We start from the raw sequence: 20,871 nt of genomic DNA, 5'->3' as shown, positions 1-20,871 counted from the left end.
GAGGGACGGCGGACCGGCGGTGCGGTCCGTCGTCCCTGTTCTTCCGATGCCGGCTTGCGTCCGCGTGACCTCTGCCGGGAGAACGGATGTGGGGATGTTGAACGGCGCGGGCGGTTGCCCTGGGGGGAAATTCGAGGCGGGGCCGGGGATGAGCACCACTCCCGGCCCCGCCCGTCCGCCCCCTCGGCGAACGTTCTGTGATGGGCTACCGCTTGGACGCCTTGCGGGTCGCGCGCAGCCACTCCTTGTTCATGCTGGTGATCGACACGAGGGGGATGCCCTTGGGGCAGGCGGTGGCGCACTCGCCGGTCAGGGTGCAGCCGCCGAACCCCTCCTCGTCCATCTGGGCCACCATGTCCAGGACGCGGGTCTCGCGCTCGGGCGCGCCCTGCGGCAGCACGTTGAGGTGGTTGATCTTGGCGGAGGTGAACAGCATCGCCGCGCCGTTGGGGCAGGCGGCGACGCAGGCGCCGCAGCCGATGCACTCGGCGTGCTCGAAGGCGAAGTCGGCGTCCGGCTTCGGTACGGGTGTGGCGTGGGCCTCGGGCGCGGCGCCGGTGGGTGCGGTGACGTAGCCGCCGGCCTGGATGATCCGGTCGAAGGCCGAGCGGTCGACGACCAGGTCCTTCACCACCGGGAAGGCGGCGGCGCGCCACGGCTCGATGTCGATCGTGTCGCCGTCCTTGAAGGACCGCATGTGGAGCTGGCAGGTGGTGGTGCGTTCGGGGCCGTGCGCGTCGCCGTTGATGACCAGGCTGCACGCGCCGCAGATGCCCTCGCGGCAGTCGTGGTCGAAGGCGACGGGGTCCTCGCCGGAGAGGATGAGCCGTTCGTTGAGGACGTCCAGCATCTCCAGGAAGGACATGTCGGGCGAGATGTCGTCCACCTCGTAGGTGGACATGGCGCCGTCGGCGTCGGCGTTCTTCTGCCGCCATACGCGCAGGGTGAGCCTCATGCGTAGCTCCGCTGGGTGGGGTGGACGTACTCGAAGACCAGGTCTTCCTTGTGGAGGGTGGGCGCTTCGCCCGTGGCGGTGAACTCCCAGGCCGCCGCGTAGGAGAACTGCTCGTCCCTGCGAGCCGCTTCGCCGTCGGGGGTCTGGGACTCCTCGCGGAAGTGGCCGCCGCAGGACTCGGCGCGGTGCAGCGCGTCGAGGCACATGAGCTCGGCGAGCTCCAGGTAGTCGACGATGCGGTTGGCCTTCTCCAGGGACTGGTTGAACTCCTCGCCCGTGCCTGGCACCTTGATGCGCCGCCAGAACTCCTCGCGGATCTGCGGGATGCGGTCCAGCGCCTTGCGCAGGCCCTCTTCGGTGCGGGCCATGCCGCAGAACTCCCACATCAGTTCGCCGACTTCGCGGTGGAAGGAGTCGGGGGTGCGGTCGCCGTCGACGGACAGGAGCAGGTTGAGGCGGTCCTCGGTCCCGGCGACGGTCTCCTGGACGGCGGGGTGGTCCTCGGTGACGGCCTCCTGGTGCGGGTTGCGGGCCAGGTAGTCGTTGATCGTGGCCGGGAGGACGAAGTAGCCGTCGGCCAGGCCCTGCATCAGCGCGGAGGCGCCGAGGCGGTTGGCGCCGTGGTCGGAGAAGTTGGCCTCGCCGATCGCGAACAGTCCGGGAACGGTGGTCTGGAGGTCGTAGTCGACCCACAGGCCGCCCATCGTGTAGTGCACGGCGGGGTAGATCCGCATCGGCACCTCGTACGGGTTCTCCGCGGTGATCCGCTCGTACATGTCGAAGAGGTTGCCGTACTTCTCCTCGACCTTCCCCCGGCCCATGCGCCTGATCGCGTCCGCGAAGTCCAGGTACACGCCCTGGCCGCCAGGGCCGACGCCGCGGCCCTCGTCGCAGACGTTCTTCGCGGCGCGGGAGGCGATGTCGCGGGGGACGAGGTTGCCGAAGGAGGGGTAGATGCGCTCCAGGTAGTAGTCGCGCTCGTCCTCGGGGATCTCGTTCGGCGGGCGGTTGTCGCCCTTGGCCTTCGGGACCCAGATGCGGCCGTCGTTGCGCAGCGACTCGCTCATCAGGGTGAGCTTGGACTGGTGGTCGCCGGTGCGCGGGATGCAGGTGGGGTGGATCTGGGTGAAGCAGGGGTTGGCGAAGTACGCTCCGCGCCGGTGCGCCCGCCAGACGGCGGTCGCGTTGGAGTTCATGGCGTTGGTCGACAGGTAGAAGACGTTGCCGTAGCCGCCGGAGGCGAGGACGACGGCGCCCGCGAAGTACGTGTCGATCTTCCCGGTGATCAGGTCGCGGGCGACGATGCCGCGGGCCCGGCCGTCGACGACGATCAGGTCGAGCATCTCGGTGCGCGGGTGCATCTCGACGTTGCCGGCGGCGATCTGCCGGGAGAGCGCCTGGTAGGCGCCGAGCAGGAGCTGCTGGCCGGTCTGGCCGCGGGCGTAGAAGGTGCGGGAGACCTGGACGCCGCCGAAGGAGCGGGTGTCGAGCAGTCCGCCGTACTCGCGGGCGAACGGCACGCCCTGCGCCACGCACTGGTCGATGATCTCCACCGAGATCTGCGCGAGGCGGTGCACGTTGGACTCGCGGGCGCGGAAGTCGCCGCCCTTGACGGTGTCGTAGAAGAGGCGGTGGACGGAGTCGCCGTCGTTGCGGTAGTTCTTCGCCGCGTTGATGCCGCCCTGCGCGGCGATGGAGTGGGCGCGGCGCGGGGAGTCCTGGTAGCAGAACTGGACGACGTGGTAGCCCTGTTCGGCCAGGGTGGCGCCGGCCGAGCCGCCCGCGAGGCCGGTGCCGACCACGATGACCGTGTGCTTGCGCCGGTTGGCGGGGTTGACCAGCTTGGCCTCGAAACGGCGCTTGTCCCAGCGCTCGTTGATCGGCCCGGTGGGGGACTTGGTGTCGGCGACCGGCGCACCGGTCGCATAGTCGGCGTAGGAGGTCATGTCAGCTCACCACTCCGGTCATGACGCCCACCGGGACGGCGATGAAGCCGGCCGTGAGCAGCAGTGCGAGAACGTTGGCGGCGGTCTTGAGGGCACGGTCGCGGGTGCGGCTGCCGACGCCGAGGGTCTGGGCGGCGCTCCAGAAGCCGTGCCTGATGTGCAGGCCGAGCGCCAGCATGGCGACGATGTAGATGACGTTGCCGTACCAGGTGGAGAAGGTGTCCACGACGTTCTGGTACGGGTGGCCCGGCTGGAATCCGCCGGAGTGCACGGTCCCGGTGGTCAGGTCCAGGATGTGCCAGACGATGAACAGGGCGAGGATGATCCCGCCCCAGCGCATGGTGCGGGTGGCGTAACTGGCCCTTGGCCTCGCGTGCACGTACTTGCTGGGCCGCGCCCTGATGTCGCGGCGGCTGAGCTGGTAGGCGGAGACGGCGTGGGCGACGACGGCGACCACGAGCACCACGCGGACCAGCCAGAGCGTCCACTCGTAGTGCATGAACGGCTCGCCGACCGTGCGCAGCCAATGGGCGTAGTGGTTGAACTCGCCCGCCCCGAAGAAGATCTTCAGGTTGCCGATCATGTGGACGACCAGGTACAGCAGCATGATCAGGCCGCTGACCGCCATCACGGTCTTCTTGCCGACGGTCGAGCCCCACACGGTGCGTGCCATGGACGGCCGTCGGTCCGTCCGCGTTGCCAGTGCCATGTCTCAGGACGGTAGGGCCGAAGGACCCCATCGGTCCAAGACATGGTCCGGCTCGTTTCGATAGGGACTGGCTATGATGGTCTCGTGCAGTTCCAGCAGCTCCAGTACTTCGTGGCGGTCGCCGAGACCCGGCACTTCACCCGCGCGGCCGATCTGGTCCATGTCGCCCAGCCGTCGCTGTCGCAGCAGATCAAGGCGCTGGAACGGGAGTTGGGCGCCGATCTGTTCCTGCGGGCGCGGGGGAACATCACGCTCACCGACGCCGGGGAGGCGCTGCTGCCGCTGGCCCGGCGCATCCTCGCCGACGCCGACACAGCGCGGCACGAGGTGCAGGAACTGGTGCATCTGCGCCGGGGCCGGGTGCGGCTCGGCGCCACCCCGAGCCTGTGCACCGGCCTGCTGCCGGACGTGCTGCGCGCCTTCCACGACCGCTACCCGGGCATCCGGCTGCTGGTCGAGGAGGGAGGCTCCCACGACCTGGTGCGGGAGCTGGCCCGCGGCGCCCTCGACCTGGCGCTGGTCGTGCTTCCGCTGCCCACCCCGTCCCCCGCCCTGACCACGGTGGAGCTGCTGCGCGAGGACCTGGTGGTGGTCTCCTCGCCGGAGGCGCCGGCGCCCGGCGGCCCGGGACGGCGCTCGGTCGGCATCGCGGACCTGGAGGGCGAGCGCCTGGTGATGTTCCGGCACGGCTACGACCTGCGGGAGCTGACGGTCGCCGCGTGCCGCGCGGAGGGCTTCGAGCCGGACCTGGCCGTCGAGGGCGGCGAGATGGACGCGGTGCTGGGGTTCGTGCGGGCGGGGCTCGGGGTGGCCGTCGTCCCGCGCATGGTCGCGACGCGCTCAGGACACGGCCTGCGGGTCACGCCGCTGGCCCGTCCCGGACTGCACCGTACGATCGCGCTGGCCCACCGCAGCGATGTGGCTCCGCCGAGGGCCGCGAGGGAACTCCAGCGGATGCTGCTGGAGCGGTGAGGCGGTGTCCGCTCCCAGGGACGTGGCAGCGGTGCCGCGGGTTCGAGTGAGATGGGTTCGAGCGACGCGGTCGAGGGCCTGCCGACGGGGTGTCGGCAGACCCTCGACCGCGTCGCGCCCCCGCCCGTTCGCCGGTGGCGAGGGCTGCGTTCGTCCGCGGGTCCGTAGGGGGCTGGGCACGCAGTTCCCCGCGCCCCTGAGAGGCCCTCCGGGCTCCCAGGAACATGTCCGTCCGCGGCTTGCCGGTCAGGTTGTCGCGTCCGCCAGGGCCAGGTCGTGCAGGCGGTCCGGGGGGCCGGGGCGGGCGTAGTACCAGCCCTGGGCCGTGTCGCAGCCCAGGACGCGGAGTTGTTCGGCCTGGGCGCCGGTCTCCACGCCCTCCACGGTGACCGCCAGGTTCAGGCTGTGGGCGAGGGCGACGATGCCCTCGACGATCTTCAGATCGACGGGGTCGGCCGGGAACTGCTGCATACCCTGCGTGAAGGAACGGTCCAGCTTGAGCACGCTCACCGGCAGCCGGCGCAGGTTGGCCAGGTTGGAGTAGCCGGTGCCGAAGTCGTCCAGGGCTATGTCGATGCCCATCTCGGCCAGTCGGCGCAACGGCTTGAGCAGGTCGTCGTCGGCGCCGATGAGCGCCGACTCGGTGACCTCAAGGCACAGCGCGTCCGGTTGCACACCCGCGCGCTCCAGGATGTCGACGGTGTCCTGGACGAGCCCGGGGTGGGTGAGCTGGCACGGCGAGAGGTTGACGTTGATGCGCAGCGGACCCTCGCCGCCGTCCCCGTGCAGTTCCCGCCACCGGCCGGCCTGGCGCACCGACTGCTCCAGGACCCAGCGGCCCAGCGGGACGATCAGCCCGGTGTGCTCGGCGAGCGGGATGAACCGGTCGGGACCGAGGACACCGTGCTGCGGGTGCAGCCAGCGCACCAGCGCCTCGGCTCCGCGCACGCTGCCGTCGCCGAGGCACACCAGCGGCTGGTACTCGATGAAGAACTCACCCCGGTCCAGCGCGGTCGGCAGCGCCGTGGTCAGTCCGTGCCGGGTGATGGCGCGGGCGTCGGCCTCCGGGTCGGCGAGCTCGAAGCGGTTGCCGCCGGCCGACTTGGCCCGGTACATGGTGATGTCCGCGCTGCGCAGCACCTCCGCCGCGCTGCGCTCGCCCGCCGGCCCCTCGACGATGCCGATGCTGCCGCGCACGGCCAGTTCCCGGCCGTCGATGCGGACCGGGGCGACCAGCGCGTTCGTGATCCGCGTGGCCAGCTCGTCGACCTCCTGCCGGGTGCCGGGGCCGGTGGTCAGCGCGACGAACTCGTCACCGCCGAGCCGGGCGACCATCTCGCCGGGCGCGGTCGCGCACGCCTGGAGCCGGTCGGCGACCTCGACCAGCAGCCGGTCCCCGGCCGCGTGGCCGAGGCTGTCGTTGATGGTCTTGAAGCCGTCCAGGTCGAGGTAGCACAGGCCGAAGCGCTGCCCCTCGCCCGCGTTCAGCGCCTTCTCCAGGCGCTCGAAGAACAGGGTGCGGTTCGGCAGTCCGGTCAGAGCGTCGTGGGTGGCCTCGTACCGCAGCCTCAGGTTCAGCAGCCGCCGCTCGGTGGTGTCCTCCATGAGGGCGAGCTGGTACTGGGGACAGCCGTCGGCGTCGCGGAGCAGGGAGACGGTCAGGTTGGTCCACAGAACCGTTCCGTCAGGCCGGTAGAAGGCCTTCTCCACGTGGTAGTGCTCGCGCTCGCCGCGCACCAGTTCCTCGTACAGCCGGCACAGATGCGGGGCGTCGTCGGAGTGGGTCCATTCCCGTACGTTGCGGCCGCGCACGGTCTGCTCCGCGCCGCCGAACATGCGCAGCAGCGCGCTGTTGACCTGGAGGACGTTGCCCTGGAGGTCGGCGATGGCGATGCCGATCGCGGCGCCTTCGAACACGGCGCGGAAGCGGGCCTCGCTGGCGTGCAGCGCCAGCGCGACCACGCCCTGGGCACGCAGCGCGGCCTGGGCTATCGCCTCCTGCTCGGCCAGCGTGCGTTCGCGCAGCGCCCGTGCGAACCCGGCCGCCATCGAGTGCTGCAACCGCGCGGACCGCGCCCGCAGGTCCTCCCTGTCGCCGTCCTCGCCGCAGTACAGCACGAGGTAGGCGTCGAGGCAGTCCAGGGAGTGGCTGAGCGCCTCGGGCGCGGTGCAGTGCGCGTCGACCAGTGCGGCGCCGACCGCCTCGCCCTCCCGCGCGTCGAAGACCCGGTCCCGCAGCGCCGATCTCAGCCGGCGGGCGAGCGGCAGGAGCAGTTCCTCGAACTCCGGGCGGGTCAGCGACGTCGAGGTCACCGGGAAGACGGCCCGGCTCCAGATCGTCGTCAGCCGGCGCAGTCTGCCCTCCGGCCCGTCCGATGCCGTGATCACGCCGTACGCCCCACGCCCGCGAAACCGGAGAAGGCATAGGGGTCCTCGTCCTCCGGCGCCGTACGCGGCCGCCAGTTCGGCATCGGCACCAGCCCGGGTTCCACCATGTCGTACCCCTCGAAGAACCGCGCGATCTCCTCGCGCGAGCGCATGATCAGCGGGTTGCGAATGTTTTCGTACACGTCCACCAGGGACCGGCTCCGCTTCGCGGGGAGCGGGATGCCCTCGTACGAGGCATGGGTGAGGACGAGGAGGCTGCCCGGCGCGAGCGCGTCGCGCAGCTCGGCCACCGCGCCGTAGGGGTCGTCCGCGTCTTCCACGAAATGCAGTATGGCAACGAGAAGCAGCGCGACTGGCCGATTCGGGTCGATCAGCCGCCCCAACTCGGGGCTCGCGAGGATTTCCTGGGGCTTGCGCAGGTCGGCCGCGACCACATCCGCGTCCTCGTTGCCCGCCAGAACGGCCTTGCTGTGGCTCACGGCCACCGGGTCATGGTCGACGTACACCACCCGCGCGCCGGGCCGGGCGGCCTGGGCGACCTCGTGGACGTTGCCGAACGCGGGGATGCCGGACCCGATGTCCAGGAACTGGGTGATGCCCTCCTCGACGGCGAACTCCACGGCCCGGCGCATGAACGCCCGGTTCGCCTGGCTGATCTTGGGCAGCCCCGGCATGAACTCCATGGCCCTGCGGGCCGCTTGCCGGTCGACCTCGAAGTTGTGCGAACCGCCCAGGTAGAAGTCGTAGATGCGGGCGACGCTCGGCACCGAGATGTCGATGCTCCGCGGAGCCCAGGCGGGACGCTCCATCCATCTCTCCACTGCGTAGGCGATCCGGTGTTCGAGCAGAGGCTACTGATCGCCCGCCGAACGGGCGAGTGGAAACGGAAATTGACCATCCGTTCCCGGTCACCACCTGCGCTTCCGGTCCGCCCTCGCATCCGCATCGCGGTGAATTGCCATGGTCTGCGCACACGATGGACCGCCCCCTCCGTGCGGCGCGGAGGGGGCGGTCCGGTTCGGGTCCGGTCTGCCGGAGGCGGTTGTCCCTACTGCGGGGCGCCGATCGCCTTTCCCTCGGGGGAGACGGCGAACCAAGTACCGCCGACGGCCTGGCCGTTGACGTCCCCGGGCGCCTTGTCCCCGGAGAAGGTGTAGAGGGGCCAGCAGTTGATGGTCATCTGCTTGACGCCGTCGGGCCGGGTGAAGGGCATCATGCCCTTCGTCAGCACGCCCTTGGTGTCGTTCACGGCGACGGGGGCCACGGCCGGCCACTTCTCCAGGCAGGAACCGGTGCAGGCGGAGACCGACTTCGGCCACGCCTGGTCCTTCGAGAACCGGTAGACCGTCATGCCGTTCCGGTCGACGACGACGTTGCCCAGTTCGGTCTTCTTCACGGACAGGCCCGGCAGGTCCGCCAGTGAGGCCTTCTTGCCGTCGGCCGCCAGGGCGAACCACTTGTCGTTCACGCCCTGGCCGTTGGCGTCACCGACCTCGGTGTCCTTCGCGTAGCGGTACGCGGGCCAGCCACCGATCGTGAGCTGCTTGGTGCCGTCGGAGCGGGTGACCTCGCCGAGCAGGGCCTTGTCGATACCGGGCCCGGCGGCGGCGTCGTCGGCGGGAACCGGCGGCCAGGCCGTGGCGCAGTCGCCGTCACAGTTGGACGTGGGGGGCTGGGCCGTGTCCGCGTCGAAGCGGTACAGCGTCATTCCGGCGCTGTCGGTGACCACCTTGCCCAGCTTCACGTTGGTGGCGACCGTGAGCTGCCCGGCGGGCTTGGGGGCGGCCTGCTGGCCGTCGGCGCCGTAACCGTTGCCGGCGGCGCTTCCCGTAGCGGTGCCGGCGCTCGTCCCGGCGCTGCCGAATCCGCCGGCCTGGGCGGTCGCGCCCACGTTCTGGCTGCCCGCCGAAGGGGCGCTTTCCTGACCGCACGCCGTCGTCAGCGCCAGCACGGCCGCGGCCGCCGCCACGAGTGAGGCGCTCCGCCAGGAGGTGTTCATCGTCAACTCCTCATAATCCTTATGGTGTTGCAACGCCCTACTGCGCCGCCGCACGACACTGGGTACGGACGGCACAGGCGGTTGTGTTCAACCGCGGCCGCGATTTATTTCCGCAACCTGTGACGCGCCTCGTGCCACCCCGTACGCGCGTACCCATCGGGGGCGGCGCACCGGACCGCCGATCAAACCCTCCGACCTGTGGTTTCCCCCCTTCGGGGCAATCCGCGCCCACCGCGGCGTGCCCTGGTCCACGACAGCTCATGATCTCGCTCGTGCAACGACCCGAACCGACGCGATCCGCCCTGATGCTGCGGGTGTTGGCGCCGGCCCTGCTGGCATGGACGTGTGTGGGCGGAGCCGCCCCGGCTGCGGCCGACGCCTGCGCGTACGCCTCCACGGGCCCGGACGGCATGGAGGCGGTGGCGGTGGCCGGCGGCTCCTGGCCCTCCTTTCCGCCCCTTCCACCGCCGTGCCGGAGGCCGACACCGACGCCGACGCCCAGCCCGAGCCCCACCCCGACACCGACGCCCACGCCCACCCCGACGCCCACGCCACCTCCGCCTCCGCCTCCGCCGCCGCCGCCGCCGCCCGAGCACACCCCGCCACCGAAGCCCAGGCCCACCCCCGCTCCCGAACCCCCGCCACCTCCGCGCCCGGCCCCGGCCGCTCCGCAGGCCCGGCCTGCTCCCCCACCACCCCCGCCGCCCGCACCGCCTCCGCCGCCGGCCCCAAGACCGGCCCCCAAGCCCCGTCCCAGCCCGTCCGTGGCACCGGTGACCTTCCCGCGCCACCACGCCCAGCCGCACCGGGCGACACCCCGGCGCAGCCCCTCGCCCCTCACCTACGTCCTGCTCATCGCGGTGCCCGCACTGGCCGCCGTGGCCGCGCTCCGCCCGCGCTGACCCCTGGAGGAACCCGTTGTCGGAATGGCTTGTTCTCCTTCTCGCGATGCTGGCCGCCTGTGCGGTGGTCGTCGTCATCACCGTCCTGCGGCACCGCACGAAGGCCGTGGACGACGATCCCAGCGAGACTCCGGACGTCATCGAGTACATGACCATGTGGATCGGCGTGGTCTACGCGATCGTGCTGGGTCTGGCCATCGCCGGAGTCTGGGAGGCGCGCGTCGCCGCCCAGGACCACGTCCAGGCGGAGGCCCAGGCGCTGCACGAGGTCTCCGAACGCGTCCGCGTCTATCCGGCCGACGTCCGCGACCGCATCCGCGCCGACGTCGACGCCTACGCCGGACACGTCGTGACCACCGAGTGGAAGACCATGGCCGACCACGGCCGCGTCACCACGCGGGGCGACGAACTGATGGAACGCGTCCGCGCCGACGTCACCGACTACCAGCCCAAGACGGACTTCGAGGCGCAGGCCTACCAGCCGCTGGTGGACCAGGTGGCCGCCGCCTCCCAGGCCCGCACCGCACGCGCAGGCTCCATGGGGGCGACGATGCCGGGGGTGGTGTGGTTCGGCCTGCTCTCGGGGGGCGTCATCACCATCGGCATGGTGTTCGCGCTCCAGATCCGGCGCACAAGGCGGGAGCTGATCCTCGCGGGGCTGTTCTCCGCGCTGATCACCTTCCTCCTCTTCCTGATCTGGGACTTCGACGCCCCCTACAGCCGCGGAGTCTCGGCCACCGCCGGACCGTTCCTGGACCTGTTCCCCCATCTGACGCGGTGACGTGACCCGCGAATCCCCTGGGCGGCGCAACCGTTGCCCCGTTCGCCCGGGTGCAATCGCGCCGCGGTGCACACCTCCCTAGCGTTTTGGTCAGCGAGGCGCATATCCGGCACAAGCGGAACAGGACCGCTGCTGCTCCTCGGGGACCGGAGGACCCATCATGCGCGTAACAGGTGTTGTCTCGGCCGCACTACTGGGCGTCTGCGCCCTCACCTTCTGCGCGCCGGCCGCCGTCGCCAGCGCCGGTGACAGCCACTCCTACGGCAACGGCGACGGCCGCTCGTACGGAGGTGGCGGCGGTGACGAGGGCCGCTACTCCGGTGGGGGCGGACGCTCCCACGGCGGCGGCAACGGCCGCTCCGGCTACGGCGATGACGACGACGAGGGCCGCTTCGGCGGCCGCGGCGGCGGATCGGACCACTACCGGCACGGCGTCCGCGCGGGTGTGGGCGGAACCGTGGGCGGTTTCGACCTGAAGCAGATCGGCATGGGCACCGCGCTCATCGGCGGCTCGCTCGGCACGGCGTACTGCCTCTCCCGCCGGCGCACCGGCGAGGAGGGCGCCGCCTGACCGCGCCCCTTCCCAGGGACAGGCCTTCGCCCCGGACCTCTCCAGGTCCGGGCGAAGGCCTGTCGGTGTGAGCGGACGCCCCCGGTGCGCGCGGGACGCCCCCGGTGCGCGCGGGCCCTGGACGAAGTCCCCGCGGGCACGAAGAGATCCGGCCCCGCACAGGGAGCGGGGCCGGATCCGGGGCGGGGCCGTCAGGAGCGCTTGTCGGCGCGGCGCCGCATCCAGAGGACGCCGCCGCCGACCGCGCCCGCGGCCATCAGCCCGCCGCCGATGGCCATGTCGGCCGGGGTGGCACCGGTGGTGATGCCGCCGCCCACTCCACCGCGGACACCGCCGACGACGGTGAAGGCCGCCGGCCGGGTCAGCCGCCGGCCGTTGCAGTCGACCGTGATGTCGTAGGTGCCGGGACGGGCGTCGTCGCGGATGGTCACGACACCCTGCGCGCGCTCGCCGGCTTCGTCGAACGGCCGCACCGTGGCCCGGGAGAACACGTTCGACGACATGGTCCCGCCGTTGCGGCAGCCGTCGATCGTGACCACCAGCTGACCGCCGCGGGCGATCACACCGGGCATGGGCACGATGCTGTTGAGGCCGCCCGCACCGTGGCCGGGAGCACCGCCGCGACCGACAGAACCGTTCCCGGGACCGACGCCGAGACCGCCACCGGGACCGACGCCCAGACCGCCACCAGGACCGACGCCGGGAGCCGCGCCCTCGCCTCCCTTGTCGAAGCCCCCCACGCCGCCGAGCCCGCCGGGACCGCCAGGACCGCCAGGACCGCCAGGACCGCCAGGACCACCGGGACCGCCCGGACCGCCGAAGCCGCCAGGACCGCCGAAGTTCCCGCCGAAGCCGCCGACTCCGGGCCCCGGACCGAAGCCGGGGAACTCGCCGAACCTCTCACCCCGGCCGGGACCGCGCCACTCACCGAACCCGCGGAACTCACCGAACCGGTCCCCCGGGCGACCTCGGAACTCGCCGAAGCCACGGAACTCGCCGAACTCGCCGAAGCCGCGGAACTCGCCGAAGCCGCCGACCCCGGGACCGAATCCGAACCCTGGGCCGACCCCGGGACCGAATCCGAACCCCGGACCCACTCCGGGTCCGAACCCCGGCCCGAATCCCGGACCCCCTCCGGGGCCGCCTCCGGGTCCACCCCCTGGGCCACCTCCTCCGTGGCCACCGCCTCCGTGGGCGCCTCCCACCCCGCCGTCCCGTGCCACGCCGGGGACTTCGCCGCCCTTCGCCGCGGCCGCCGGGGCGGCGATCCCGACCGCGGCGACCGCCGCGGCCAGCACCACCAAGGGGACCGAGGGGGCCAAGAGGGTACGAGCAGTACGCATGTGATCCTCCGCGGAAGGCGCCCCGGGGACCCGTACCCGGTCGATCGGTGAGAAAGCACCTCCCGCTACCGACCCTCGGACGCACTCCACGCGGGCGCATTTCGGGGCTGGTCCGTCTCGGTGAGCGAATCCACCGGGACCTTCACCCCATTGAAGATCGACGCAGGTCACGGACCGTCAGAAATGACCCTTACGGACCGCCTCGGATGGCGCACGGGAAAACCGCCCCGCCACCCGTTCGCATGCGCCACGTCGCCGGTTGCGCGCGCCGGAATTAGCGTTCTCGCATGCGCGACTGACACGGCGACGGCCGGGTCGAGAGGGGTTGTCGAATGCCTGCGAGAGAGCTGACCGGATTCATCGAGGAGGAGGAGCGGGAGCCACGGAGGAGGCGTGCGCCGTGGGGCGTGATAGCGCTGGCCCTGCTGACCGGACTCGCCCTGATCCGCAACGGCTCCGGGGAGTTCGACGTCGGCCCGCCCCAGCCCGCGACGGCGGCAGCGCCGGACATCAGGCACACGCCGCTCCCCTCGGCGACGGGCCTTCAGTCCGTGTCGCGCTCGGTGCCGGACCGGATCAGGATCCCGGTGATCCAGGTCGACGCGCCCGTCACACCGGTCGGCGTGGACCCGGACGGCTGGGTCGCCGCGCCGCCGCCGGAGGACCCGAATCTGGCCGGCTGGTTCAACGGCGCGGTCACGCCGGGGGAAGACGGCACGTCGGTCGTCGTCGGCCATGTGGACAACAAGGCGGGACCCGCCGTGTTCTACGGGCTCGGCGCCCTGCAGAAGGGAAACCGCGTCGAAATCGACCGCCAGGACGGAAAGACGGCCGTGTTCGAGGTGTACGGCGTCGAGGTGTTCCAGAAGGACGATTTCCCGGGAGACCGTGTGTACGGCTCGAAGGGAACTCCGGAACTGCGGGTCATCACTTGCGGCGGCGGTTACACGAAGCAGACCGGATATCAGGGGAACGTCGTCGTGTTCGCCCGCCTGGTCGAGGTCCGCTGAGCGGACCCCGGCCGGGCGGGCGGCGGGCCGTGCGCGGGGGCCGGCTCAGGTGTACTGCCGGCGCGGCACGGTGAAGTGGCGGCCGTCGTCGAGGAGCTTGGGGAGGTACTTGCGCAGCGCGCGGACGGTCTGCGAGCGGTCGCCCCCGGCGTCGTGGGAGAGCACGACGACCCCGGGGGCGGCGCCGCTCTCGATCCGGCGCACGATGGCGCCGGTGCCGGGCGTGGTCCAGTCGAGGCTGTCGACGCTCCAGGCCAGCGGCTCCATGCCCAGTTCGGCGTTGAGCTTGAACACGTCGCGGTTCCAGGCGCCGTAGGGGGCGCGGAACCACAACGGCCGTTCGCCGTAGGCCTTCTCGATGACGTCGCTGGTGCGTTCGAGCTCGCTGCGGATGCCGCGGCGGTCGAGCTGGGTGAGCAGCGGGTGGCTCCAGGTGTGGTTGCCGACGACGTGTCCCTCGTCGGCCATCCGGGCCAGCAGGTCCCTGTTCCAGTCGGCCATCTCCCCGCAGACCATGAAGGTGGCCCGGACGTCGTACTGGGCCAGGATGTCCAGGACGTGCGGGGTGAACTCGGGGTGGGGTCCGTCGTCGAACGTCAGCATCATGGTGTCGCCGCGTCCGGAGAACCGCAGGATCGGCGAGGTCCGCACCCTGGCCGGCAGCGGCGCCGCCCGCTGCGGGGCGTCGCCGGCCAGGGGGCTCAGACGGTAGGCGGAGGGCTTGAGGGCGCTGCGCGCCTCGGGGCCCGCGGCGGGGGCGGGCGGTACCGGTGTGTCGGAGGAACCGGAGAGAAGCAGACCGGCTGTGCCGGCCGCTCCCGCCGCTCCGAGCGCGACGGCACCGGCGAGCAACGCCCGGCGCCGGGTGAGCAACTGATCCTTCTTCATGAGTCATCAGTGTCCGGGCGTTGTGCCCCTCCCCCGGGACGGCGCGACGAAAGCACCCGCCCGGCCCAGCGCCCGGCGGCAGTTGCGCGCGGGTGCCTCGACGGGAGCTTCGGCGGGTGCCGCGGATGTGCCGCGGAGGGTGCCTCAGCGGTGGCGCACCAGGGGGAACGGCAGCGTCTCACGGATCGTCAGGCCGGTGAGGAACATGACCAGCCGGTCGACACCGAGGCCGAGGCCGCCGGTGGGCGGCATGGCGTACTCGAGGGCGTCGAGGAAGTCCTCGTCCAGTTCCATCGCCTCCGGGTCGCCCCCGGCGGCGAGCAGGGACTGGGCGGTCAGCCGGCGGCGCTGTTCGACGGGGTCGGTGAGCTCGGAGTAGGCGGTGCCCAGTTCGGTGCCGAAGGCCACCAGGTCCCAGCGTTCGGCGAGCCGCGGGTCGGTGCGGTGCTGCCGGGTGAGCGGGGAGACCTCGGTCGGGAAGTCCTTGTAGAAGACCGGCGGTCCGGTGCGCTCCTCCACCAGCCGCTCGTACATCTCCAGGACGATCTCGCCGGGTGTGTCGTCCGCGGTGTACGGCACGCCGGCGCGGTCGCAGTGCCGGCGCAGTGCCTCCGGGCCGGTGCCCGGGCCGATCTCCTCCCCGAGCACTTCGGAGATCGCGCCGTGCACGGTCCTGACCGGCCAGGGCCCGGAGATGTCGTACGCCGTGCCGTCCTTGTGGGCGACCGGGCTGCCGAAGGCGGCGGTGGCGGCGCCCTGGACCAGCTCGCGGGCGAGGTCGAGCATGACGTCGTAGTCGGCGTGGGCCTGGTAGGCCTCCAGCATCGTGAACTCGGGGTTGTGCTTGGGGGAGACGCCCTCGTTGCGGAAGGTGCGGCCCATCTCGAAGACCTTCTCCAGACCGCCGACGCACAGGCGCTTCAGATACAGCTCGGGTGCGATGCGCAGGTACAGGTCGAGGTCGTAGGCGTTGCTGTGGGTGGTGAAGGGCCGGGCGTTTGCGCCGCCGTGGATCTGCTGGAGCATCGGCGTCTCGACCTCCAGGAAGCCGCGGTCCAGCAGTCCCTGGCGCAGGGCCTGTACGGCGGTGGAGCGGATCCGGACGACCTCGCGGGCCCGGGGGCTGGTGACCAGGTCGAGGTAGCGCAGGCGCACCTTGGCCTCGGGGTCGGCCAGTCCGCGGTGTTTGTCGGGCAGGGGGCGCAGGCACTTGCCGAGCAGCCGCCAGGAGGTGACGAAGACGGTGGGTTCGCCCTGGTCGCTCCGTCCGGCCCGGCCGGTGGCGTTGATGTGGTCGCCGATGTCGGTGTCGGCGGTGAAGCGTTTCAGCGCGGCGGGTCCTGTCCGGTCGCGGGTGAGGGCGAGTTGGTGGTCGCCCGACCAGTCGCGCAGCACGACGAAGACGATGCCGCCGAAGTCCCGGACGAACAGGACGCGGCCGGCCACGGTGAGCTGCTCCCCTTCGCGGACCTCGGCGAGGGTGCGGGTGCGGGTGTTCGTCCCCACGGGGTAGGGGTCGGTACCGGCGGCGCGCAGCCGGTCGAGTTTCGCGTGCCGGACGCGGACCTGTTCGGGCAGGCCGGCGTGTGTCCGGGCGGCTTCGGCCCGTGCCCCCGCGTCGAGTCCGAGCGCCGTGAGCGGGGGCAGGCCCTCGGTGGTGGCCGGGCGCGGTCCGGTGGCGGGGTGGGCCGGGTGGCCCTTGCCCCAGAGCTTGCGCAGCGAGGGTACGGCGACGAAGCCCTCGGCGATGCCGGAGGCCAGGCCGATCCGGGCGAGGGAGGCGGTCTCGCCGTAGCAGAGGAACCTCGGGTACCACTCGGGGTGGTACTTGGCGTTGGACCGGTACAGGGCTTCGAGCTGCCACCAGCGGGAGAAGAACAGCAGCAGGCCGCGCCAGAGCCGCAGCACGGGCCCGGCTCCGATCCGGGCGCCCTCCTCGAACACCGAGCGGAACACCGCGAAGTTCAGCGAGAGGCGGCGTACGCCGAGTTTCGGGGCGGTGGCGCAGAGCTCGGCGACCATGTACTCCATGACGCCGTTGGGCGCGGTGCGGTCCCGGCGCATCAGGTCGAGGGAGGCGCCGTCGCGGCCCCAGGGCACGAAGGACAGCAGGGCGAGGAGCCGGCCTTCCGTGTCGAGGGCCTCGGCCAGGAGGCAGTCTCCGTCGGCCGGGTCGCCCAGGCGGTCCAGTGCCATGGAGAATCCGCGCTCGGTCTCGGTGTCGCGCCAGGCGTCCGCCTTGTCGACGATCTCCTCCATCTCGGCGTCGGTGAGGGTGGCGTGCCGGCGGATGCGGCAGGTGGCGCCGGTGCGGCGGACGCGGCGCACGGCCTGGCGGGTCACGCGCATGTCCCGGCCGTCGAGGTCGAAGCCGGCGACGTGCACGATCGCCTCGTCGCCGAGCTGGAGGGCGCCGAGCCCGGCGCGGGCGTAGGCGCGGGCGCCCTCCTCTGAGGCGCCCATGACGGCGGGCGCCCAGGCGTAGCGGCGGGCGACGTCCAGCCAGGCGGCGATGGCGTGCGGCCAGGCCTCGCGGTCACCGACGGGATCGCCGCTGGCCAGGCACACACCGGTCTCGACGCGGTAGGTGACGGCGGCCTTGCCGCTGGGTGAGAAGACGACGGCCTTGTCGCGGCGGGTGGCGAAGTAGCCGAGGGAGTCGTCCTCGCCGTAGGCCTTGAGCAGGGCGCGGATGCGGGGTTCCTCGTCGCCGTGCAGGGCCGCCTCGAGGCGCTGCGAACGGAACAGTGTGGCGGCGGCGTTGAGCAGGGCGAGTGCCCCGAACAGGCCGAGCAGGAAGGTCACCGGACGCGGCGGGCGGCCGGCGAAGTCCTGGGCGGAGACGAGTCCGCCCAGGACCCGGTTGGCGGACCACGCCAGGTGCAGGCCGGAGGGCAGGGTGCCGGGCAGGAGCGCGACCAGGCCCCACCCGGCCAGGACGGCCACGGCGAGGCCGGCGGCCAGCACGGCCAGCGCCCGCCACCAGGCGCCGCGGCGGGAGGCGGCGTAGAACTCGCCTCTGGCCGCGATCAGCAGCACCAGTGCCAGGCCGCACAGCACGAGGGACGGCGCCGACTCGGCGTACTCGCCGGCGGCGAGGCCGACGACGTCGCCGAGGATCACCAGGCCGAGGTAGCCGACGACGAGCCACCAGGCGACCTTCTTGCGGGCGGCGGTGGCGCCGGCCAGCAGGACGAGGAAGACGGCGTAGGCGAGGTTGACGCTGACCGGGACGAGGAGCAGGTCCAGGACGCGGACGACGGGATGGAGCAGGACCCGCAGCGGGGCGATGAGGTCGAGCAGCGCGCACAGCACGGCCAGAGCGCCGAAGAAGGTGGCGAAGCCCTCCGGCACCCTGCTGAGGAGGCCGTTCCTGCGCGGCGGCCGGGCGGGGTCGGCGGCGCCCCGGGAGGGGACGGCGCCGGTGGCGGCGCTCATGCTTCCGACTGTAGGAACAGGGCGGGCGGGGCGCCCGTCGGAGCGTGCCCCGGGCGGCGGTGGGAACCGGGGATTCCGATAGCCTCGCACATGTGACGGAACAGCACGAGCAGCACGAGCGGCCCGCGCACCGGTTCGAGCGGGGCACGGACGGGCCGAAGGTCATCGTGGCCGGCGTGGACGGCTCCGAGTCCTCGTTGCGGGCCGCCGCGTACGCCGCCGGTCTCGCCCGGCGGCAGGGCGCGCTGCTCGCTCTCGTGTACGTGCAGCCGGTGATGACGGCGGGGGCGGCGCTCGGGGCGCCGGTGGCGGAGACGACCGACGAGATCGCCGAGGACCTGGTGCGGTACATCCGGGAGTCCACGGAGCGGCTGAAGGGGATATTCGAGGTCCGCTGGGAGTTCCACACCTTCCGCGGCGACCCTTTCAACGGGCTGGTGAAGGCCGCCGACGAGTTGCGGGCGGACGCGGTGGTCGTGGGCGCCTCCGAGCAGGCCGGCCACCGGATCATCGGCTCGGTCGCGGTCCGACTGGTGAAGGCGGGACGCTGGCCGGTGACGGTGGTTCCGTAGGTACTCTCCCGGTGTCCGGACACCGCGGCGGGCGGCCGCCGGGCGGCGTCGGATCCGTGCGTGGCGTCTTCCGTACCCGGCGGTACCTGGGTCATCATGATCGGGCGTCAGCCGTTTGCCGTACGGGAAGAGGTGAGACGCATGGCCGGGCTCCGGATGGGTGAGGGCATTCTCCGCCGCAAGCCCATCGAACACATCGAGGAGACGGAAGCCGGCGAAGGACCACGCCTTGAGCGATCACTCGGGTTGTGGCAGCTGACCGCGATCGGTGTGGGTGGCATCATCGGCGCGGGCATCTTCACCCTCGCCGGCACGGTGGCCAACGGGACGGCGGGTCCCGCGGTGCTGGTGTCCTTCCTGATCGCGGGTGTGGCCAGCGCGGCGGCGGCCCTGTCGTACGCCGAGTTCGCGGGCCTGATCCCGAAGGCGGGCTCCGCCTACACCTACGGCTACGCGGTGCTCGGCGAGTTCGCCGGCTGGTTCATCGGCTGGGACCTGCTCCTCGAGTACACGGCGATCGTGGCGGTGGTCGCGATCGGCATCTCCGGGTACTTCAGCTTCCTGGTCGAGGACATGGGCGCGCATCTGCCCGCCTGGATGCTGGGCGCGCCCGGCACCGGCGCCGGGCACAGGGTCGACCTGTTCGCGGCGATCCTGTGCCTGCTGATCGCCTGGCTGCTGAACCTCGGCATTCGCAGCGCGGCCCGCTTCGAGACAATCGTGGTGGCGCTGAAGGTGGTCGTGGTGCTGGTGGTGATCGTGGTCGGCGTGTTCCACATCAACACCGCCCACTACCACCCGTTCTTCCCCTACGGCGTCGGCGGGGCGTTCACCGGTGCGGCGACGGTGTTCTTCGCGGTCTTCGGCTATGACGCGATGTCGACGGCGGCCGAGGAGTCCAAGGACGCGCGGCGGCACATGCCGAAGGCGATCATCTACTCGCTGGCGATCGCGATGGTGCTGTACGTGGCGGCGTGCCTGGTGCTGACCGGCATGCAGAACTACAAGGACATCAACAAGGAGAGCGGCTTCTCCACCGCGTTCAAGTCGGTGGGGCTGAGCCGGCTGGCGGACGTGATCGCGGTGGGCGCGATCATCGGCATCCTCACTGTCATGTTCACGTTCATGTTGGGAGTGACCCGGGTGTGGTTCGCCATGTCCCGGGACGGGCTGCTGCCCAAGTGGTTCGCGAAGACGCACCCCACGCGGCACGTGCCGACGCGGGTGACGTGGATCGTCGGGGTGGCGTCGGCCGCCATCGCGGGGTTCCTGCCGATCGCGGAGGCGGCCGAACTGACCAACATCGGCATTCTGCTGGCGTTCGTGGTGGTGTGCACGGCGGTGATCGTGCTGCGCTACCGGCAGCCGGACCTGCCGCGCGGTTTCCGTACGCCGTGGATGCCGTTCGTGCCGGCGCTGGGTGTCGTCTTCTCGCTGTGGCTGATCACGTTCCTGAAGTGGGAGACCTGGGTGCGGTTCGCCGTGTGGTTCCTGATCGGGTGCGTGATCTACTTCGGGTACTCGTACAAGCGCTCGGAGCTGGCCCGGCGTTAGCGTCCTTCGTCCGGATCAGGCCGGGAGGGCGCGGAGGAAGTCCGCGACGATCCCGTTGAACTCCTCCGGCCTCTCCAGGTTCGGGTAGTGGGCGGTGCCCTCGATCGTGACGGAGCGGCCGTCGGGGACGGTACGGGCGAGGCGCTCGGCCTCGGCGATGAGGTCGGGTGTCTCGAGGGCGCCGTTGACGGTGAGCACGGGGACGCCGATCTTCGGCACGCGGTCCCAGGTGCCGGTCAGGGGCACGTGCCAGTTCTTCTCGTCGGCGGTGTGCTTGGACAGGGTGTGCAGGGCCATGTCGCGCAGTCGGCGCAGGATGTCCTGGTCCATGTCGTCCGGGGTGCGGTGCGGGCCGGGCGCGAAGCGCAGGAAGGACGCGAGCCAGCCCTCGATGTCACCGGCGCCCAGCGCACGTGCCGACTCCGCCTGCGTCTGCCGCGCCCAGGGGTCGGTGTACTGGAACTCGCTGGTCGCGGCACCGCAGACGACCACCCCGCGGACCAGTTCCGGGTACTCGAGCACGGTGTCGGTGACGATGGCGCCGCCCATCGAGACACCGACGAGGGCCGCCGGGCCGGCGTCGAGGTGGCGCAGCAGCGTGGCCACGTCGTCGGCCCAGCGGAACGGCCCGGTCGCGTTGGCGGAGCGGCCGTGGCCGCGAACGTCCGGGGCGACGACCCGGAACTCGGCGGCGAGGGCCGAGGTCGCCGCGTCGAGGACGCGGTGGTCGACCCAGCCGGAGTGCAGCAGGACCACCAGGTCCCCGCTGCCGGTGTCGAGGTAGGCGAGGTCGCCGTCGGAGGACGGCGCGAAACGCAGATCCGCAGCAGCATTCATGACAAC

18 protein-coding genes are annotated in these 20,871 nt (G+C 71.8%); 8 read left to right on the top strand and 10 right to left on the bottom strand.

Going from position 1 to position 20,871, the window contains the following annotated elements; genetic code table 11:
• Positions 1-205 precede the first annotated feature (205 nt).
• The 3 genes from CG719_RS21405 to CG719_RS21395 are packed head-to-tail and all read right to left on the bottom strand — an operon-like array spanning position 206 to position 3,574.
• Positions 206-955 carry a succinate dehydrogenase/fumarate reductase iron-sulfur subunit gene (locus tag CG719_RS21405; protein WP_100570267.1) on the bottom strand — a complete coding sequence of 250 codons (750 nt, stop codon included), beginning with the start codon at positions 953-955 and terminating at the stop codon, positions 206-208.
• Positions 952-2,901, bottom strand: a complete 1,950-nt coding sequence (locus CG719_RS21400; RefSeq protein ID WP_100570266.1) for a fumarate reductase/succinate dehydrogenase flavoprotein subunit — start codon at positions 2,899-2,901, stop codon at positions 952-954. Before CG719_RS21400 ends, CG719_RS21405 begins: the two co-directional genes overlap by 4 nt.
• 1 nt (position 2,902) lies before the next feature.
• Positions 2,903-3,574 carry a succinate dehydrogenase gene (locus CG719_RS21395; protein WP_100570265.1) on the bottom strand — a complete coding sequence of 224 codons (672 nt, stop codon included), beginning with the start codon at positions 3,572-3,574 and terminating at the stop codon, positions 2,903-2,905.
• Between the two features lie 120 nt (positions 3,575-3,694).
• Here CG719_RS21395 and CG719_RS21390 point away from each other — a divergent pair, with 120 nt between their 5' ends.
• Positions 3,695-4,582 (top strand): LysR family transcriptional regulator, encoded by an 888-nt coding sequence (locus tag CG719_RS21390; protein ID WP_100570264.1) that lies wholly within the window; start codon positions 3,695-3,697, stop codon positions 4,580-4,582.
• 246 nt (positions 4,583-4,828) lie between these two features.
• Here the strand turns inward: CG719_RS21390 and CG719_RS21385 are convergent, their stop codons facing one another.
• From CG719_RS21385 to CG719_RS21375, 3 genes are all read right to left on the bottom strand, one after another.
• Positions 4,829-6,970 (bottom strand): putative bifunctional diguanylate cyclase/phosphodiesterase, encoded by a 2,142-nt coding sequence (locus CG719_RS21385; protein WP_100570263.1) that lies wholly within the window; start codon positions 6,968-6,970, stop codon positions 4,829-4,831.
• Entirely contained in the window at positions 6,967-7,779 is an 813-nt protein-coding gene (locus CG719_RS21380; RefSeq protein WP_100570262.1) for an SAM-dependent methyltransferase, read from the bottom strand. Before CG719_RS21380 ends, CG719_RS21385 begins: the two co-directional genes overlap by 4 nt.
• Positions 7,780-8,018: 239 nt before the next feature.
• Positions 8,019-8,969: an SCO0930 family lipoprotein gene (locus CG719_RS21375; RefSeq protein ID WP_100570261.1), complete on the bottom strand. Its 951-nt coding sequence runs from the start codon at positions 8,967-8,969 to the stop codon at positions 8,019-8,021.
• 764 nt (positions 8,970-9,733) lie between these two features.
• Here CG719_RS21375 and CG719_RS36590 point away from each other — a divergent pair.
• The 3 genes from CG719_RS36590 to CG719_RS21360 all read left to right on the top strand — a co-directional run bounded on the left by CG719_RS36590 (position 9,734) and on the right by CG719_RS21360 (position 11,223).
• Complete coding sequence (locus tag CG719_RS36590; protein WP_159024930.1) at positions 9,734-9,871, top strand: hypothetical protein; 138 nt, start codon at positions 9,734-9,736, stop codon at positions 9,869-9,871.
• A gap of 16 nt (positions 9,872-9,887) precedes the next feature.
• Complete coding sequence (locus CG719_RS21365; protein WP_100570260.1) at positions 9,888-10,652, top strand: bestrophin-like domain; 765 nt, start codon at positions 9,888-9,890, stop codon at positions 10,650-10,652.
• A 160-nt stretch (positions 10,653-10,812) separates the two neighbouring features.
• Positions 10,813-11,223 carry a hypothetical protein gene (locus tag CG719_RS21360; protein ID WP_100570259.1) on the top strand — a complete coding sequence of 137 codons (411 nt, stop codon included), beginning with the start codon at positions 10,813-10,815 and terminating at the stop codon, positions 11,221-11,223.
• A gap of 191 nt (positions 11,224-11,414) precedes the next feature.
• Here the strand turns inward: CG719_RS21360 and CG719_RS21355 are convergent, their stop codons facing one another.
• Positions 11,415-11,903 carry a hypothetical protein gene (locus CG719_RS21355; protein ID WP_234375696.1) on the bottom strand — a complete coding sequence of 163 codons (489 nt, stop codon included), beginning with the start codon at positions 11,901-11,903 and terminating at the stop codon, positions 11,415-11,417.
• Here CG719_RS21355 and CG719_RS36585 point away from each other — a divergent pair.
• Together CG719_RS36585 and CG719_RS21345 are read left to right on the top strand one after the other, a co-directional pair.
• Complete coding sequence (locus CG719_RS36585) at positions 11,826-12,617, top strand: hypothetical protein (RefSeq protein WP_234375698.1); 792 nt, start codon at positions 11,826-11,828, stop codon at positions 12,615-12,617. The genes CG719_RS21355 and CG719_RS36585 overlap by 78 nt on opposite strands.
• A gap of 281 nt (positions 12,618-12,898) precedes the next feature.
• The gene (locus tag CG719_RS21345; protein WP_100570257.1) at positions 12,899-13,576 is read left to right on the top strand and encodes a class F sortase; all 678 of its coding nucleotides are present in this window, start codon (positions 12,899-12,901) and stop codon (positions 13,574-13,576) included.
• A 45-nt stretch (positions 13,577-13,621) separates the two neighbouring features.
• Here the strand turns inward: CG719_RS21345 and CG719_RS21340 are convergent, their stop codons facing one another.
• Both CG719_RS21340 and lysX read right to left on the bottom strand, forming a co-directional pair.
• Complete coding sequence (locus CG719_RS21340; RefSeq protein ID WP_100570256.1) at positions 13,622-14,464, bottom strand: polysaccharide deacetylase family protein; 843 nt, start codon at positions 14,462-14,464, stop codon at positions 13,622-13,624.
• 144 nt (positions 14,465-14,608) lie between these two features.
• Positions 14,609-17,902: a bifunctional lysylphosphatidylglycerol synthetase/lysine--tRNA ligase LysX gene (gene lysX, locus CG719_RS21335; RefSeq protein ID WP_100570255.1), complete on the bottom strand. Its 3,294-nt coding sequence runs from the start codon at positions 17,900-17,902 to the stop codon at positions 14,609-14,611.
• 92 nt (positions 17,903-17,994) lie between these two features.
• Between lysX and CG719_RS21330 the strand changes: the two genes are divergently transcribed.
• The gene (locus CG719_RS21330) at positions 17,995-18,474 is read left to right on the top strand and encodes a universal stress protein (protein ID WP_100570254.1); all 480 of its coding nucleotides are present in this window, start codon (positions 17,995-17,997) and stop codon (positions 18,472-18,474) included.
• A 141-nt stretch (positions 18,475-18,615) separates the two neighbouring features.
• Entirely contained in the window at positions 18,616-20,028 is a 1,413-nt protein-coding gene (locus CG719_RS21325; RefSeq protein ID WP_100570253.1) for an amino acid permease, read from the top strand.
• Positions 20,029-20,043: 15 nt separating this feature from the next.
• On the opposite strand, the gene CG719_RS21320 is transcribed toward CG719_RS21325, so the two are convergent.
• Positions 20,044-20,865, bottom strand: coding sequence for an alpha/beta fold hydrolase (locus tag CG719_RS21320; protein WP_100570252.1), 822 nt, complete (start codon positions 20,863-20,865; stop codon positions 20,044-20,046).
• Positions 20,866-20,871: the final 6 nt, after the last annotated feature.

The sequence above is a fragment of the Streptomyces sp. CB01373 genome (assembly GCF_002803075.1).
Classification (GTDB): domain Bacteria; phylum Actinomycetota; class Actinomycetes; order Streptomycetales; family Streptomycetaceae; genus Streptomyces.
Note: the sequence above shows the minus strand (reverse complement) of the source record. Positions and strands in the feature narration are given on the sequence as shown.